The 16,643-nt window shown below is 71.6% G+C and carries 12 protein-coding genes; 7 read left to right on the top strand and 5 right to left on the bottom strand.

Annotated features, from left to right (window positions below; genetic code table 11):
- The first annotated feature begins 24 nt into the window (after positions 1–24).
- The 4 genes from GRC12_RS16425 to GRC12_RS16440 all read left to right on the top strand — a co-directional run bounded on the left by GRC12_RS16425 (position 25) and on the right by GRC12_RS16440 (position 6,048).
- Positions 25–1,968: a S53 family peptidase gene (locus GRC12_RS16425; protein ID WP_208780032.1), complete on the top strand. Its 1,944-nt coding sequence runs from the start codon at positions 25–27 to the stop codon at positions 1,966–1,968.
- Between the two features lie 77 nt (positions 1,969–2,045).
- Positions 2,046–2,219, top strand: a complete 174-nt coding sequence (locus tag GRC12_RS16430) for a hypothetical protein (protein ID WP_208780033.1) — start codon at positions 2,046–2,048, stop codon at positions 2,217–2,219.
- Positions 2,220–2,362: 143 nt separating this feature from the next.
- A complete protein-coding gene (locus GRC12_RS16435) occupies positions 2,363–3,931 on the top strand; it encodes a multicopper oxidase family protein (protein ID WP_208780034.1) in 1,569 nt (522 codons plus the stop codon).
- A gap of 80 nt (positions 3,932–4,011) precedes the next feature.
- Positions 4,012–6,048, top strand: coding sequence for an NAD(+) synthase (locus tag GRC12_RS16440; RefSeq protein ID WP_208780035.1), 2,037 nt, complete (start codon positions 4,012–4,014; stop codon positions 6,046–6,048).
- 110 nt (positions 6,049–6,158) lie between these two features.
- On the opposite strand, the gene GRC12_RS16445 is transcribed toward GRC12_RS16440, so the two are convergent.
- The 4 genes from GRC12_RS16445 to GRC12_RS16460 form a co-directional block, all read right to left on the bottom strand.
- Entirely contained in the window at positions 6,159–7,181 is a 1,023-nt protein-coding gene (locus tag GRC12_RS16445; protein WP_208780036.1) for a TolB family protein, read from the bottom strand.
- Between the two features lie 94 nt (positions 7,182–7,275).
- Entirely contained in the window at positions 7,276–8,550 is a 1,275-nt protein-coding gene (locus GRC12_RS16450; RefSeq protein ID WP_208780037.1) for an MFS transporter, read from the bottom strand.
- A gap of 1 nt (position 8,551) precedes the next feature.
- On the bottom strand, positions 8,552–9,466 hold the full coding sequence (locus tag GRC12_RS16455) for an alkaline phosphatase family protein (RefSeq protein WP_308286561.1): 915 nt from the start codon (positions 9,464–9,466) through the stop codon (positions 8,552–8,554).
- 109 nt (positions 9,467–9,575) lie between these two features.
- Positions 9,576–10,016, bottom strand: a complete 441-nt coding sequence (locus GRC12_RS16460) for a VOC family protein (protein WP_133042993.1) — start codon at positions 10,014–10,016, stop codon at positions 9,576–9,578.
- Between the two features lie 230 nt (positions 10,017–10,246).
- Between GRC12_RS16460 and GRC12_RS16465 the strand changes: the two genes are divergently transcribed.
- The gene (locus GRC12_RS16465; protein WP_208780039.1) at positions 10,247–13,246 is read left to right on the top strand and encodes a bifunctional [glutamine synthetase] adenylyltransferase/[glutamine synthetase]-adenylyl-L-tyrosine phosphorylase; all 3,000 of its coding nucleotides are present in this window, start codon (positions 10,247–10,249) and stop codon (positions 13,244–13,246) included.
- Positions 13,247–13,301: 55 nt separating this feature from the next.
- On the opposite strand, the gene GRC12_RS16470 is transcribed toward GRC12_RS16465, so the two are convergent.
- Positions 13,302–13,913, bottom strand: coding sequence for a TetR/AcrR family transcriptional regulator C-terminal domain-containing protein (locus GRC12_RS16470; protein ID WP_208780040.1), 612 nt, complete (start codon positions 13,911–13,913; stop codon positions 13,302–13,304).
- Between the two features lie 176 nt (positions 13,914–14,089).
- Between GRC12_RS16470 and GRC12_RS16475 the strand changes: the two genes are divergently transcribed.
- Positions 14,090–15,550 (top strand): APC family permease, encoded by a 1,461-nt coding sequence (locus tag GRC12_RS16475; RefSeq protein ID WP_208780041.1) that lies wholly within the window; start codon positions 14,090–14,092, stop codon positions 15,548–15,550.
- Positions 15,551–15,579: 29 nt separating this feature from the next.
- On the top strand, positions 15,580–16,643 hold a 1,064-nt coding region (locus GRC12_RS16480), incomplete at its 3' end, for an amidohydrolase (protein ID WP_208780042.1).

Consider the following 16,643-nt stretch of genomic DNA (forward strand, 5'->3'; position numbering starts at 1 on the left):
AAGAACCGCATCGCAGGGGGTTCCATGAGATCCAACCGCGCCAAACTTCGCGCCGTGAGCATGGCGGCGACGCTGCCCATGATCACCGGCGCGCTGGCGCTCGGCATACCCGCGGCGCACGCCGCGGACAACCCGGCCCGTGACGCGCTGGCGGGCACCAAGCCCGCCTGGGCCACGGCCAAGGCGGACAAGGGCGACGCCTCGAACGCCGCCCAGGTGAAGCTCCGGGTCTACCTGGCCGGCCGGAACGCGACGGGTCTCGCCGCGTACGCGAAGGCCGTGTCCGACCCGAGCTCGCCGCTGTACGGCAAGTACCTGAGCGCCAAGAAGGCGCAGGCCACGTTCGGCGCGACCAAGGCCCAGGTGGCCGCGGTCAAGTCGTGGCTGACGGCCAACGGCCTGAAGGTCACCGGTGTCACGCAGCACTACGTCTCCGTCACCGGTGACGTGGCCGCCGCCGAGAAGGCGTTCGGCACCCAGCTGCACAACTTCGCCAAGGGCTCGAAGACCTACCGCGCGCCGTCGAAGACGGCCTCGGTGCCGGACAGCCTCAAGGGCGCCGTCCTGACCGTCACCGGCCTGGACAACGCCCCGCACAAGGCGAGCCACGACGACCAGCTGCCCGGTCCCGGCGCCGTGTTCAAGAACTCCGGGCCGTTCTCCTCGTACTTCGGCTCGAACATCGCGACCACGCTGCCGGACGCGTACGGCACGAAGATCCCGTACGCCATCGAGGGTTACACCGGCAAGCAGCTGCGTGCCGCCTATGGCGCGGGCAAGTACACGGGCAAGGGGGTGCGCGTCGCCATCACGGACGCGTTCGCCTCGCCGACCATCGCCTTCGACGCGCAGACGTACGCGAAGAAGCACGGTGACGCAGCCTGGAAGACCGGCCAGCTGAACCAGGTGCTGCCCAAGAACTACACGCACACCGGCGCCGACGAGTGCGACGCCTCCGGCTGGTACGGCGAGGAGACCCTCGACGTCGAGGCCGTGCACGCCGTCGCGCCGGACGCGCACGTCACGTACGTGGGCGGCGCGTCCTGCCTGGACGACGACCTGCTGGACTCGCTGAGCAAGGTGGTCGACAACCACCTCGCCGACATCGTCTCCAACTCATGGGGCGACATCGAGGCCAACCAGACGCCGGACCTCGCGGCCGCCTACGACCAGGTGTTCCAGTTCGGCGCGGTCGAGGGCATCGGCTTCTACTTCTCCTCCGGTGACAACGGCGACGAGGTCGCCAACACCGGTACGAAGCAGGTCGACACCCCCGCCAACTCGGCCTGGGTGACGGCGGTCGGCGGTACCTCGCTCGCGGTCGGCAAGGGCGACACGTACCAGTGGGAGACCGGCTGGGGCACCGAGAAGGCCCTGCTGTCCGCGGACGGCAAGAGCTGGACCAACTTCCCCGGCGCGTTCACCTCGGGTGCGGGCGGCGGCACCAGCAAGACGGTCGCCGAGCCGTTCTACCAGAAGGGCGTCGTCCCGGACGCGCTCGCCAAGGCCAACAACGCCGCCGGCAACCGCGTCGTCCCGGACATCGCGGCCATCGCCGACCCCAACACCGGTTTCAAGGTCGGCCAGACGCAGACCTTCCCGGACGGGTCGGAGCAGTACAGCGAGTACCGCATCGGCGGCACCTCGCTCGCCGCTCCGGTGATCGCGGCCGTCCAGGCCCTGGCCCAGGAGGCGCGTGGCGGCAAGGCGATCGGTTTCGCCAACCCGGAGATCTACGCCCGCTACAACAAGGGCGTGTACCACGACGTCACCGACAAGCCGACCGGCAAGGACCTCGCGGTCGCCCGTGTCGACTTCGCCAACAGCGTTGACGCCTCGGGTGGTCTGATCACCTCGGTCCGCAGCCTCGGCAAGGACAGCTCGCTGTCCGCGGTCAAGGGCTACGACGACGTCACCGGCGTGGGCACGCCCGCGAACGGCTACGTCGAGTCGTACCGGAAGCACTGAGCCTTTCCGGTGATCGTGCGCCCGTTCCCCTCGGGGAGCGGGCGCACACGTGTACCCGGCGGGGTTAGCCTGCGGACATGACCCCGCCCCGGAGCCAGACGTACGGACGGCTGCCGCTGTTCGCGCCGCTGCTCCTCGGCATCATCGCGTTGCTGAGCTCTTTCACGCCCCTCCTGCTGCCGGCCGCCGGTCTCGGCGTCGCCGTCTCCGCACTCGCCCTGCCGTCCCGGCCGTCGGTGCTGCGCATATAGGCCCGCACACCGGCTGCTTCGCGCCGGCCGCCTGATCTCACCCGTTCGGGGTGGGAACCTCCGCGCCGTGGGCGGTGTACCAGAAGCAGCAGATGCGTCCCGGCCAGCCCTTCGCACCCCCCATGACGAGGTGTCAGCACATCATGCGTACTCTCCCGCGCCGTTTCGTCCTCGGCACATCGATCACCGTCGCCGGGGCGGGATTCCTGGCCGCCTGCTCCGGCTCCGGATCCTCCGGACACGGCGGCTCCGCGGCGAGCGATCCCAAGGGCTATGTCGACCCGGCCGGCAAGGAGGTCGCCGCCGCTGAGCAGCGACGCGCGGCGAGCGGACGCGGCGCGGTGCGCACGATCCGCCTCACCGCCACCCGGTCCTCGCTGGACCTCGGTGAGCGCAAGGTCACCTCCTGGTCGTACGGCGGCGCCCTGCCCGGCAAGGAGATGCGCGTCACCGCGGGCGACACCCTCGCCGTGACCCTGGCCAACCACCTCCCCGACACCACGTCCCTGCACTGGCACGGCATCGCCCTGCGCAACGACATGGACGGCGTCCCCGGCCTCACCCAGCGCGCGATCGAACCGGGCGCGGCCTTCACCTACCGCTTCACGGTCCCGCACCCGGGCACGTTCTGGTTCCATCCGCACTCCGGCGTCCAGCTCGACCGCGGGCTGTACGCGCCGCTGATCGTGGAGGACCCCAAGGAGCCCCTGTCCTACGACAAGGAGTGGGTGGTCGTCCTGGACGACTGGCTGGACGGGGTGGACGGCACCACCCCGGACGCCGTGTTCGCGCAGCTGACCGGCGGCAGGGGCATGAGCATGGGCGGCGGCATGGGCGACATGCCGATGGACCAGCACGGTACGTCCTCACCCTCCGCCCGCTCCCGGATGTTGGCGGGCGGCCACAGCGACCTGCTGGGCGGTGACGCCGGCGATGTCGAGTACCCGTACTTCCTGGTCAACGGGCGTACGGCGAAGGCGCCTTCGGCCTTCAAGGCGCGTCCCGGGGACCGGATCCGCATCCGGTTCGTCAACGCCGGCGGGGACACGGCCTTCCGGGTCGCCCTCGGTGGGCACGAGATGACGGTGACGCACACGGACGGCTACCCGGTCAGGCACGCGCGCACGGACGCGCTGCTGATCGGCATGGGCGAGCGCTACGACGTGCTGGTGACGGCCGGTGACGGTGTCTTCCCGCTGATGGCGCTGGCCGAGGGCAAGGACGCGTCGACGATGGCGCTGCTGCGCACGGGGGGCGGCGGCACCCCCTCGGCCACCACCCGTCCGAGCGAGCTGGACGGAAGACTGCTGACCGCGGACCGGCTGAGGGCGGACCAGTCCGTGGCGCTGAAGCGCAAGAACCCGGATCGGACGATCAGGCTCCGCCTCACCGGCAGGATGACGCAGTACGACTGGGCCTTCGACGGCAATCCGTACACGCCCTCGCAGCGCCATCCGGTGCGGGCCGGTGAGCGGGTCCGGCTGGAGTTCGTGAACTCCACCTCCATGTGGCACCCGCTCCATGTGCACGGACACACCTTCGCCCTGGCCGATGTGACGGGAGGCCCGCGCAAGGACACGGCGATCGTGCTGCCGAGGAAGACCCTCAGGGTCGACTTCGACGCCGACAACCCGGGGCTGTGGATGGTCCACTGCCACAACGTCTACCACGCGGAGGCGGGGATGATGACCGTGCTGGGCTACGAGAGCTGACGGCCCCGGGCGGGCGGCGCGGGGTGCGCCCCGCACCCCCGCCTCACCGATCGCGTCGCTCTGACGATTACACTGGATTCGTGCCTCAGTCGAACTTCTGGTCCATTTATCAGCACGGGTTCGCACGCGTCGCCGCGTGTACGGGTCACACCGTCATCGCGGATCCGCCCGCCAACGCCGAAGCGGTGCTGCGCCAGGCGCGCAGCTGTGCCGAGGAGGGGGTCGCCGTCGCCGTCTTCCCGGAGATGGGGCTGTGCGGCTACTCGATCGAGGATCTGCTGCTGCAGGACGCGCTGCTCGACCAGGTCGAGGACGCGGTCGCGGAAGTGGTCGCCGGGTCGGCCGAGTTGCTGCCGGTGCTGGTCGTCGGCGCCCCGCTGCGCCACCGCAACCGGGTCTACAACTGCGCGGTGGTGGCGCACCGCGGCCGGGTCCTCGGGGTCGTGCCGAAGTCGTACCCGCCGAACTACCGGGAGTTCTACGAGCGCCGGCAGATCGGCGACGGCGCGGACGAGCGAGGCGGATCGATCCGTCTGGGCGGCGAGAGTGTGCCGTTCGGCGTGGATCTGCTGTTCAGCGCCGAGGACGTGCCGGGTCTGGTGCTGTTCGCGGAGATCTGCGAGGACATGTGGGTCCCGGTGCCGCCCAGCGCGGAGGCGGCCCTCGCCGGCGCGACCGTCCTGGTCAACCTCTCGGGCAGTCCGATCACGGTCGGGCGGGCCGAGGACCGCAAGCTGCTGTGCCGCTCGGCGTCCTCGCGCTGTCTATCCGCTTACGTCTACGCGGCGGCCGGCCTGGGCGAGTCGACGACCGACCTGTCCTGGGACGGGCAGGCCATGGTCTACGAGAACGGTGTGCTGCTGGCCGAGACCGAGCGTTTCCCGCTCGGCGACGAGTACGCCGTGGCCGACGTGGACCTGGACCTGCTGCGGCAGGAGCGCATGCGGATGGGCACGTTCGACGACAACCGCCGTACGCACAGCGCGCGGACAAGTGACTTCCGGACGGTGTCCTTCGAACTCGCCCCGCCGCAGACGGATCTGGGGCTCAGGCGCCGGGTCGAACGGTTCCCGTTCGTGCCGGCCGACGCCGAGCGGCTCGCCCAGGACTGCTACGAGGCGTACAACATCCAGGTCGAGGGCCTGCAGCAGCGGCTCGCGGCGATCGGCGGGCCGAAGGTGGTCATCGGGGTGTCCGGCGGTCTGGACTCCACGCACGCGCTGATCGTCGCCGCCCGGGCGATGGACCGGGCCGGGCGTCCGCGCAGCGACATCCTGGCCTGGACGCTGCCCGGTTTCGCCACCAGCGACCACACGAAGGACAACGCCCACAAGCTGATGGCGGCGCTCGGTGTCACCGCGGCCGAGCTGGACATCACACCGACCGCGCGGCTGATGCTGCAGGAGATGGGGCATCCCTTCGCCTCCGGTGAGCCGGTGTACGACGTCACGTTCGAGAACGTGCAGGCGGGACTGCGCACCGACTACCTGTTCCGGCTGGCCAACCAGCGGGGCGGCATCGTGCTCGGCACGGGTGACCTCTCGGAGCTGGCGCTGGGCTGGTCCACATACGGTGTGGGCGACCAGATGAGCCACTACAACGTCAACTCGGGCGTGCCGAAGACACTGATCCAGCATCTGATCCGGTGGGTCATCACCAGCGGCCAGCACGACGAGGAGACGGGCCGGACGCTCGCCGCGATCCTCGACACCGAGATCAGCCCGGAGCTGGTGCCGGGTGAGGAGATGCAGTCCACCGAGTCGAAGATCGGGCCGTACGCGCTGCACGACTTCACACTCTTCCACGTGCTGCGTTACGGCTTCAGGCCCTCCAAGATCGCTTTCCTGGCCTGGCACGCCTGGCACGACCCGAAGACGGGCGCCTGGCCGCCGAACTTCCCCGAGGCCAAGCGGGTGGCGTACGACCTGCCGGAGATCCGGCACTGGCTGGAGGTCTTCTGCCGACGCTTCTTCGCCTTCGCCCAGTTCAAGCGCTCGGCGATGCCGAACGGGCCGAAGGTCTCAGCGGGGGGTTCGCTGTCGCCGCGGGGTGACTGGCGGGCACCGAGCGACAGTTCGGCACGGGCTTGGCTGCGGGATCTGGAGCGGTTCGACTGAGGCCGTCCCGTAACCGTTGATCGTCATCCGGTGGCGGCGTCGTTGTTCCCGAGGGCTTGGGGCGTCAGGGGGGGCTGGTGCTGGACACGCTGGTGACCAAGTCAAAATGGTCACTGCGTCAGGTAGGCGGGAGACACCGCTGCTGTGCTGATGCGGTGGGGCTTGCCCGTGCCGTCCGCCGGGATCGTGTACAGGTCCGCTCCGTAGTCGCCCGGGAGGGCGTAGACCAGGGTGTGGTTGTCGCGCCAGACTGCCTGGTCGTCCACGCTTCGGGGCTCCGCGAGCGGGGTTTCGCGCATCGTGCGGAGGTCGAGGACGTACAGGCGCCACGGGGCGTCCTTCGGGAGGCCCTTGACTCGTTTCTTGTAGGCGATGCGGGTGCCGTCGGGGGAGAGGGACGGGCATTCGACGTTCCGGTGGAGCGTGGTGACCGTTCGGGTGTGGAGGTCTCCCCGGACCAGATAGGTGCTGCCGCCCGTCGCCAGCGTCGCGTAGAACGTGCGGTCGTCGCCTGCGAACGTCACGCCCCAGAAGTTGACGTCCGGGGCGTGGTAGGCGTGGCCGTCCTTCAGGATGCGGTACGCCTCCAGGGAGGAGGTCAGCTTCCCTGTGCGGACGTCCACGATCGCCGCCCGTGTCGAGAAGTTCGTGCCGGCGTACGAGTCGCCGCCCACGAAGGCCGTCCACGCGGCGAAATGGCCCGTCGGGGAGACACGGGCGCGGGAGGGGATGCCGGGGACGTCGTAGTGGGCACGGGTGCGCAGGTGCGCGTCCAGGATCAGCGCGCGGTACGTGTCCGAGACCGGGCCGTGGACCGCCTGCAGGCACACTCCCGTGCCCGAGGCGGCGTAGAAGCGCAGGCACTTGACGCCCGAGGCGGTGCGGGGGCCTGAGGGATCGGACGCCGGGACCGTGGTCAGTTCGTCGCGGTGCGGGCCCCACGCCATGTTGCGGAAGACCATGCGGCCGGGTGTCGTGAGCGTGACCGTCCCCGAGGTCACGCGCGGGCCGCCCGGCTGGGCCCGGTCCCGGCGTTCCGCGCGGGCGGAGGCGTGCAGCACCGACGCCACGGCCACCGCCGCCAGGGCGATCACGGCCGCCAGGAGGATCAGGACGCGGTTGCGGATGGTCATCAGGCGTACTCCCGAGCCGTGGGGCGTAGGAAGGGGTGGGACACGGCCGCGTACGGCACCGGCACCGGTTGTGTCGTGCGGTTGCTCTCCGGTGTCATCGGGCTTTCTCCCGTGCCGTGGGACGGAGGAAGGCCAGGGACACGGTCGCGCACAGCAGCAGCGCCACCGTCGACGCGAGCAGCGCCGTGCGGTCGCCCCACAGGGACCAGGCCGCGCCGAACCCCAGCGAGCAGGCGAAACGGGCCAGGGCCTGACCCGTCTGCACCACCGCGAGGCCGGACGAGCGCAGGGCCTCCGGGACGCTGTCGGAGGCCGCCGCCATCAGAACGCCGTCGGTCGCCGCGTAGAAGGTGCCGTGCAGGAGCAGCACCGCGTACGGCAGGAACGTGCCGTGCCAGGAGGTGAGCAGGAGGGCGTAGGCGAGCAGCAGGGCGCCGTGGCCGGCCAGGAAGACCCGCCGGCTGCCCACCCGGTCGGCCAGCCGGCCCAGCGGCACCGCCAGCAGCAGGAACGCCGCCGCCGTGCCGAGGGGGAGGAGCGCGAACCAGCGGTCGGGGACGCCGAGACGGCGTTGCAGGAGCAGGTACACGAAGGAGTCGCTCACCGTCGCCAGGCCCAGCAGCAGCGCGCAGACGGTGATGCGGCGGACGTCCCGGTGGCGGAGCAGCCCGACCGCGGCGCGCAGCGTGGGGCGTACGGCCGTCTCGATCGCCGGCGCGGACGACGATCCCGGTACGAACAGCACCAGGACCAGCACCCCGGCCACCGCCACGCAGAAGCTCACCGTGAACACCGCGTCGTAGCCGTCCACCGTGGCCCGCAGGATCAGGAACGCCGCCAGCGGGCCGAGCAGGGCGCCGGCCGTGTCCATCGCGCGGTGCACACCGAAGGCGCGGCCCCGGGTCTCGGGCGTGGAGGACAGGGAGATCAGCGCGTCGCGCGGGGCCGTACGCAGGCCCTTGCCCGTGCGGTCGGCGGCCAGGACCAGGCCGATGGGGGTGAGGGAGTGGGCCAGCAGCAGGAGGGGCTTGCAGAGGGCCGAGATGCCGTAACCGAGGCCCGCCACCCATTTGTGGCGGCCGCCGCCCCGGTCGGCCAGATGGCCGCCGGCCAGGCGTACGAGCGCCGAGAAGCCGTTGTAGATGCCGTCCAGGAGCCCGAAACCGAGCGGGGACAGGCCGAGGCCCGCCACCAGGTACAGGGGGAGGACGGCCGTCACCATCTCCGAGGAGACGTCCGTGATCAGGCTGACCGTGCCGAGCGCGAGGACGGTGGGCGCGACCGCGGCACGGCGCCGCCCGGCCGGTGTGGGCCGGGCGGCGCCCTCCGCGGACGCCGGCTTGCTCGCGCGGCTGTCCGCTACGTACACCTCAGGACGCCCAGATGCCGGTGATGTCCTTGGCGGAGGCCGCGTTGCCCGCGTGCGCGGACAGGCCCTGGGTGTCCTCGAGGGTGCGCAGCAGGTCGTAGTGGTTGTAGGTGGTGGAGGTGGACGAACCCGCGGTGACCGGCTGGCCGTACAGGACCGTCGGGATGCGGTTGCCGGAGAGGCGGTTGTCCTCGTCGAAGGTGACGACGAGCAGGCTGTTGTGGGTCTTGGCCCAGGTGGCGTAGCCGCCCAGGTTGTTCTTCAGCCAGGTGTCGCCGGTGGACACCGAGCAGTCGTGCATGTCGCTGCACAGGTTGGGGGTGACGAAGGAGATCTGCGGCAGCGTCGAGTAGTCCGTGGGGAACTGCGCGAACGTCTTCGCGCTGGAGGTCGGCACGTTCTTGAAGCCGAACCACGGGTTGTGCTTCTGCGCGTAGTTGCCGCTGCTGCACGTGGTCGAGCCCTGGCTGGGCAGCGACTCGTTGTAGCTGGCCCAGGTGCGGCCCGCGGCGATCGCCTCGGAGGCCAGGTTGGCGGCGGAGGAGAAGCCCGGGGTGACGCAGCTGTCGTCGGTGACGCCCTGCGTGGACCCGGAGAACAGCGCGTAGTAGTTCGGCTGGCTCGGATGGGTGATCGCGTACGACTGGGTCAGGTTGGCGCCGCCGGTCTTCAGCGAGTTGATGTACGGGGCGCTGGAGGAGCCGATGACCTGGCTGTAGGCGTGGTTCTCCATGACCACGACGACCACGTGGTCCGGGGTCGGCACGGCCGAGGCAGCGGCCGAGGCCGCGGACGAGGAACCGCCGAGGCCGGTCCACAGGCCGACGGCCGCGGCCGTGAAGGCGACCGCGGACGCGAGCGCGGCCCGGCCGCGGCGGGCCCGGGGACGGGCAGGACTTGCGGTACTGCCGGACACATCAACCTCCGGAGGGGGAAGGGCGGGGCTGGCGGTGCGGACAGAGCATGCACACGCCAACATTCCCGGGGCCCACGTCGCCCAACCGGGTGGGTGAAGAGCGGGTGAACTACTGCCGCTCGGCCGCCAGCTGGGCCAGCACCTGGTGGAGCGGCTCGGTGGCCCGGCGCCGGTACTCCTGGATCGCCCAGCCGTTGCCGTCGGGGTCCTTGAAGTACATGAAGGTGGCCCCGTCCTGCGGTGCGAACTGCTGCGGTTCGGTCACCTCAAGCCCGCGCGCGGTCAGCTCGTCGTACGCCGCCTTGGCGTCCGTCACGCACAGCTGCATGCCGTGGTACGTGCCCGGCCGGGGCGTCCCCGTCGGCACCTGCAGGCCGTCCACGAGCGCGATCGAACAGCCCGAGCCGGGCGGCGTGAGCTGCACGATCCGCACGCCCTCCATCACCTCGCCGTCGAGATCCACATGGAAGCCGACCTTGTCCCGGTAGAACTCCTTGGCCCGGTCCACGTCGGAGACGGGCAGCAGGATCACTTCGAGACTCATGTCCATGGAACGACTCCTTCGTCGAACGTCGGTCGTGCGTCGGTCGTGCGTCGGTCGTGCGTCGGTCGTGCGTCTGCCGTGACGGCTCCCTTCTACCGAAGCCCATATCGCCAGGAGGCGCCACAGGATTGCGCGGCGCGCCCGAGCGAGAACTCGGCGCCGCACGCCCGGGGGCCTGTGTCAGTGGCTCCGGTTAGGCTCTGGCCAGTACGAATCTGATCCGAGGGAGGTCTGGGATGACGGCGCCGGGGCGCAGGAGCAGTACCTTCACTCGGCTGCTGCGGCACGGCTTCACCGACCCCTCCGCCGCCGAGCGGCTCCTGGACAGCGCCGAACTCATGCCCGTGCGCAACGACCCGGTGCTGCTGGACGCCCTGGGCGCCACCGCCGACCCCGACCTCGCGCTGCACGGTCTCGTACGACTGCTCGAAGCGCAGCCCGCTCCCACGGCGCGCCGGGAGCTGCTCGACACCCTGATAGCGGCCAAGCCGCTCCGGGACCGGCTGCTCGGCGTCCTCGGCGCCTCCGCCGCGCTCGCCGACCACCTCACCCGGCACCCGCGCGACTGGCACGCGCTGGTCACCTACGAACCGCGGGACCTGCACCCGGGGGTGGAGGAGTTCGAGCGCGGCCTCGCGGAGGCGACCGACCCGGTGTCGCTGCGCGTCGCCTACCGCCGCTGTCTGCTGTCCATCGCGGCCCGGGACGTGTGCGGCACGACCGACGTCGCCGAGACGGCCGCCGAGCTGGCCGACCTCGCCACCGCCACCCTGCGCGCCGCGCTCGCCATCGCCCGCGCCGCCGCCCCCGACGACGCCGCGCTGTGCCGCCTCGCGGTCATCGCGATGGGCAAGTGCGGCGGCCACGAACTCAACTACGTCTCCGACGTCGACGTCATCTTCGTCGGGGAGGCCGTCGAGGGCGCCGACGAGGGCAAGGCGCTGCGGTCCGCCACCAGGCTGGCCTCGCACATGATGCGGGTGTGCTCGGAGACCACCGTCGAGGGCTCCATCTGGCCCGTCGACGCCAACCTGCGTCCCGAGGGCCGCAATGGCCCCCTGGTGCGCACCCTCTCCAGCCATCTCGCCTACTACCAGCGCTGGGCGAAGACCTGGGAGTTCCAGGCCCTGCTCAAGGCCCGCCCGGTGGCCGGCGACACCGAGCTCGGCGAGGCCTACGTCGCCGCCCTCGAACCCCTCGTCTGGCAGGCCGCCGAGCGGGAGAACTTCGTCACCGACGTGCAGAAGATGCGCCGCCGGGTGGTGGAGAACATCCCGGTCGCCGAGATCGACCGCGAGCTGAAGCTCGGCCCCGGCGGCCTCAGGGACGTCGAATTCGCCGTCCAGCTGCTGCAGTTGGTGCACGGACGGGCGGACACGTCACTCAGGAGCGGCACGACCCTCGACGCGCTCCAGGCGCTGGCGGCGGGCGGCTATGTCGGCCGGGAGGACGCCGTCCAGCTCGACGACGCCTATCGCTTCCTGCGCTCCATGGAACACCGCATCCAGCTCTACCGGCTGCGACGCACCCACCTGGTCCCCGAGGACGAGGCCGACCAGCGCCGCCTCGGCCGCTCCCTGGGGCTGCGCACCGACCCGGTCGTCGCCCTGAACCGCGAATGGCGCCGGCACGCGGCGGTCGTACGACGGCTGCACGAGAAGCTCTTCTACCGGCCACTCCTCGACGCGGTCGCCCAACTCGCGCCCGGAGAAGCCCGGTTGAGCCCCAAGGCGGCCCGCGAGCGGCTGGTCGCGCTCGGCTACGCCGACCCGGCGGCCGCGCTGCGCCACCTGGAGGCGCTGGCCTCCGGGGTCACCCGCAAGGCCGCCATCCAGCGCACCCTGCTGCCCGTTCTGCTCGGCTGGTTCGCGGACTCCGCCGACCCGGACGCCGGCCTGCTCAACTTCCGCAAGGTGTCGGACGCGTTGGGCAAGACCCCCTGGTATCTGCGCCTGCTGCGGGACGAGGGCGCCGCCGCCGAGAACCTCGCGCGCGTGCTGTCCGCCGGACGGCTCGCCCCCGACCTGCTGATGCGGGCACCGGAGGCGGTCGCGCTGCTCGGGGACGGGGACGGCGGCGGGGGGCTGGAGCCGCGCGGACGGGACCATCTGGAGCAGGAGATACTCGCCGCGGTCGGCCGCGCGGACGGCGCGGCCCAGGGCGTCACCGCGGCCCGCGGTGTCCGCCGCCGCGAGCTGTTCCGTACGGCCGCCGCCGACATCGTCGGCTCCTACGGCACCGAGACACAGCCCGCCGAGGCCGACCAGGGCGCCCTGGTGGACCGGGTCGGCGCCGCGGTCTCCGACCTGACGGCGGCCACCCTCGCGGGCACCCTGCGCGCGGTGGTGCGGGACAGCTGGGGCGACACCCTGCCCACCCGGTTCGCGATCATCGGCATGGGCCGCTTCGGCGGCCACGAACTGGGCTACGGCTCCGACGCGGACGTCCTGTTCGTGCACGAGCCGCGCGAGGGCGTGGAGGAGCGGGAGGCCTCCGACGCGGCGAACAGGGTGGTCTCCGAGATGCGAAGGCTGCTGCAGATCCCGAGCGCGGACCCGCCGCTGCTCATCGACGCCGACCTGCGGCCCGAGGGCAAGTCGGGGCCGATGGTGCGCACACTCAAGTCATACGAGGCGTACTACCGCCGGTGGTCGCTCGTCTGGGAGTCACAGGCGCTGTTGCGGGCCGAACCGGTCGCCGGGGACGAGGAGTTGGGGCGGCGGTTCGTCGAGCTGATCGATCCGCTGCGGTATCCGGCGGGCGGACTCGGCGACGACGCCGTCCGGGAGATCCGGCGGCTGAAGGCCCGTATGGAGTCGGAGCGGCTGCCGCGCGGAGCCGACCCGAAGCTGCACACCAAGCTGGGGCCGGGCGGTCTGTCCGACGTGGAGTGGACCGTGCAGCTGCTGCAACTCCAGCACGGGCGGGCCGAGTCGGGGCTGCGGACGACCCGGACCCGGGAGGCGCTCGCCGCCGCGCGGGAGGCCGGGCTCATCTCGCCGGAGGACGCGTCCATCCTCGACGAGGCGTGGGTACTGGCCACGCGGGTGCGCAACGCGGTGATGCTGGTGCGCGGGAGGCCGGGCGACACGTTTCCCTCCGGGGGGCGGGAACTGGCCGCCGTGGGGCGGTACTTGGGGTACGCGGACGGGCATGTGGGGGACATGCTGGACGCGTACCGGCGGACGGCGCGTCGGGCTCGGGGGGTGGTGGAGGCGCTGTTCTATGGTGCGTAGCTTCGTGCGGGTGCGTGGGGGCTTGTCGCGCAGTTCCCCGCGCCCCTAAAAAGCTTCACGCGCCGTTGGCCAGCAAGTGTCGAGTGTGCTCCAGGAACCCGGCGAGGCCCACCTCGAACGCCCGGTCCGCCCGGCCCTCGCCCACTGCGGCCAGGGCCTCCGCCAGCCGGGGGGTCGGCACCTCCTCGGACAGCTCCCACATCGTCTCCGGTGCCGCCAGGTCCAGGGCCGAGCCCAGGACCAGGTTCTCCAGGGCGATGAGCAGGGGCATCACCTCGGCCGCGGCGAAGCCCGCGTCCAGCAGAAGGGTGACCGCGCGCTCGTACTGCTCCAGGACCCGGGGCGCTCGTACGGGTGATGTCATCAGCAGCGGGATCGCCTTCGGGTGGGCGGCGAAGGCGGCGCGGTAGGAGCGGGCCCAGGCCTCCAGTGCCGTGTCCCACGGCGTCACGTCCAGCGTCCCCGGGTCGATCGCGGAGGCGACCCGTTCGCGCAGCAGCTCCACGATGCCGTCCCGGCCGTCCACATGGTGATACACCGAGCCGGTCTGCGCGCCGAGCCGCTTCGCGATCTGCGGCACGCTGAAGTCGCCCTGCTCGTCCACGAGTTCCAGCGCCGTGGTGGTGATGCGCTCACGGTCGAGGAGCGGTGTGCGCGGCCGTCCCATGTCTGTGTTCCCCCAAAGGTGCGAGATGGGGCTTCCCGGATGCCCAGGAGGAGGCTACATTGCCGAAACCGAAAGCCTTTAGATTTACGGGCCCGGACCACGTCGTGCTCCGGGAACGCCGGCCACCCCGCACGCCCGGAACCCTCCCCGTCCGCCGCGCTCGAAGGGCTTCGCCCATGTCCGTCACCACCCCCGATGCCTCCGCGGAGAGCACGCCACCCGGCACCGCGACGCTCCGCTCCGGCTCCCTCGGCACCGCCGACATCGCGTTCTTCGTGGTGTCCGCCGCCGCCCCGCTCACCGTCATGGCAGGCGTCGCCCCGCTCGCGATCCTGCTCGGCGGCATCGGCGCCCCCGCCGGCTATCTCATCGCCGGCATCACGCTCGCCGTCTTCGCCGTCGGCTTCACCACCATGAGCCGGCACGTGAAGAGCGGCGGCGCCTTCTACGCCTACATCACCCGCGGTCTCGGCCCCGCCGTCGGCATCGGCGCCGCCCTGCTCGCCCTGCTCGGCTACAACGGCATGGAGATCGGCGTCTACGGCCTCCTCGCCTCCGCCACCAAGGACACCCTGCACGCCCTCTTCGGCACCGACGTCCCCTGGCTGCCGATCTCCCTCGCCGGACTGCTCCTCATCGGCTACGGCGGCTTCCGCTCGATCGACTTCGGCGCCAAGGTGCTGGGCGTGCTCCTGGCGGCCGAGACCGGCATCCTGGTGCTGCTGGCCGGCGGGGTGCTGGTCAAGGGCGGCGCACACGGCCTGTCGGGCGCATCCTTCGCCCCGGGACACGTCCTCGTCTCCGGTACGGCGGTGGTCCTGGCCTTCGCCTTCGCCGCGTTCACCGGCTTCGAGTCGACCGTCATCTACCGCCGCGAGGCCCGAGACCCGAACCGCACCATCCCGCGCGCCACCTACGTGGCCATCGCCTTCCTCGGCCTCTTCTACGCCTTCATGGTCTGGATCGTCATCCAGGCCTTCGGCGACGGCCAGGTCATCGCGGCGGCCGCCAAGGACCCCGGCGGGCTGTTCTTCTCCGCCATCACCACGTATGTCGGTTCCTGGGCGGCCGACCTGATGCACGTCTTCATCGTCACGAGTGTCATCGCCTCGCTGCTCGCCTTCCACAACGCGATCAACCGGTACGCCCTCGCGCTCGCCGAGGAGGGCGTCCTGCCGAAGGCGCTGGGCCGTGTCCACCCCCGGCACCGCTCGCCGTACGTCGCCGGGATCGCCCAGACCGTCCTCGGCGCGGTCGTGGTCGTGGCCTTCTGGGCGGCGCACGCCGACCCGTACCAGCAGCTGCTGCTGTGGGTGAACACCCCGGGCATGATCGGCCTGTTCGTCCTCCAGCTCCTCGTCGCGATCGCCGTGCCCTGCTACTTCCGCCGGGTCAGCCACCAGGAGGGCGTCCTGCGCACGGTCGTCGCGCCGGTTCTCGCGGCGGTGCTGCTCGCGACCGCGATAGGGCTCGTCATCACCCACATCGACCTGTTCACCGGCGCGTCCAGCACTGTCAACACGGTCCTGATCGGTACGGCGCCGGCGGTGTTCGTCGTGGGGCTGGTCCTCGCGTGGTGGCTGCGTCGGCGGCGGGCGCAGGTGTACGCCGACTTCGGCGCCGAGCCCGTCGAATAGTTCCGTCGGACCAAGGAGTTCATCGCCCCATGGCAACCCCCGACCTGATCCTCACCGGCGCCAAGGTCCGTACCCTCGACCCCGGACGGCCCCACGCCACCGCCGTCGCCGTGCGCGACGGGGTGATCGTGGCGGTCGGTGACGAGAGGGACGTACGCGAGTGGCGCGGGCCCGGCAGCGAGGTCGTGTCCCTGGACGGGGCGCACCTCGTGCCCGGGCTGGTCGACGCGCACAGTCACCCGGTGTGGGGGCTGGACATGGCGACCGGGGTCGATCTGTCGGGGGTGAGGGACCTGGCGGGGCTGCGGGCGGCCCTCGCCGGGGCCGAGCGGACCGACGGGTGGGTCGTGGGCTTCGGCCTCGACCACAACGCGTTCGAGGGGCGGCCCGTCGACCGCGCGCTCGTCGAGGACGTCCTCGGAGGTGCGCCGGCCTTCCTGCGTCTGTACGACGGTCACTCGGCGCTGGTGACCGGCGCGGCGCTCGCGGCGGCCGGTGTGACGGGTCCGCGGGCCTTCGCTCAGCGCTCGGAGGTGGTCTGCGACGCCTCCGGACGGCCCACCGGCCATCTCGTGGAACACGCCGCGATGGATCTCCTGGTCGGCGTCGTGCCCCGGGCGTCTTACGCCGCCCGGCGCTCCCGGCTGGTGGAGCTGCTGTCGGCGATGGCGGCGACCGGGCTGACCGGGGCGCACGTCATGGACGCGGGCGATCCGGAGCTCGTCGAGTCGGTGGCGCTGGAGACCGTGCTGCCGGTCAGGCTGCGGTTCGCCCCGTGGTGCATGCCGGGGGTGTCCGAGGACGGGCTGGAGGAGCTGGTCGCGTCGCAGGGGCGGGGCGGGCGGCACTGGCGGGTCGCCGGGGTCAAGTTCTTCATGGACGGCACGGTCGAGGGCGGTACCGCATGGCTGGAGCACGCGGACTGCCACGGGCAGGGTACGGCGGCGTTCTGGCCGGATCCCGAGGCGTACGGGGCCGCCGTACGGCATCTGCACCGGGCCGGAGTGGGGACGGCCACGCACGCGATCGGGGACGCGGCGGTGGGACATGTGCTGCGGGTGGTGGCGGGGCTGGGGCCCTCGGCGTACGGCCG

It is taken from the genome of Streptomyces griseorubiginosus, assembly GCF_017614965.1.
In the GTDB taxonomy this organism is placed as follows: domain Bacteria; phylum Actinomycetota; class Actinomycetes; order Streptomycetales; family Streptomycetaceae; genus Streptomyces; species Streptomyces griseorubiginosus_B.

Bases quoted from the DNA above. Each gene is read 5' to 3' on its own strand.
- GRC12_RS16425 (WP_208780032.1), top strand. From the start codon at position 25: ATGAGATCCAACCGCGCCAAACTTCGCGCCGTGAGCATGGCGGCGACG.
- GRC12_RS16430 (WP_208780033.1), top strand. From the start codon at position 2,046: ATGACCCCGCCCCGGAGCCAGACGTACGGACGGCTGCCGCTGTTCGCG.
- GRC12_RS16435 (WP_208780034.1), top strand. From the start codon at position 2,363: ATGCGTACTCTCCCGCGCCGTTTCGTCCTCGGCACATCGATCACCGTC.
- GRC12_RS16445 (WP_208780036.1), bottom strand. From the start codon at position 7,181: ATGACCATCCGCAACCGCGTCCTGATCCTCCTGGCGGCCGTGATCGCC.
- GRC12_RS16460 (WP_133042993.1), bottom strand. From the start codon at position 10,016: ATGGACATGAGTCTCGAAGTGATCCTGCTGCCCGTCTCCGACGTGGAC.
- GRC12_RS16465 (WP_208780039.1), top strand. From the start codon at position 10,247: ATGACGGCGCCGGGGCGCAGGAGCAGTACCTTCACTCGGCTGCTGCGG.
- GRC12_RS16470 (WP_208780040.1), bottom strand. From the start codon at position 13,913: ATGGGACGGCCGCGCACACCGCTCCTCGACCGTGAGCGCATCACCACC.
- GRC12_RS16475 (WP_208780041.1), top strand. From the start codon at position 14,090: ATGTCCGTCACCACCCCCGATGCCTCCGCGGAGAGCACGCCACCCGGC.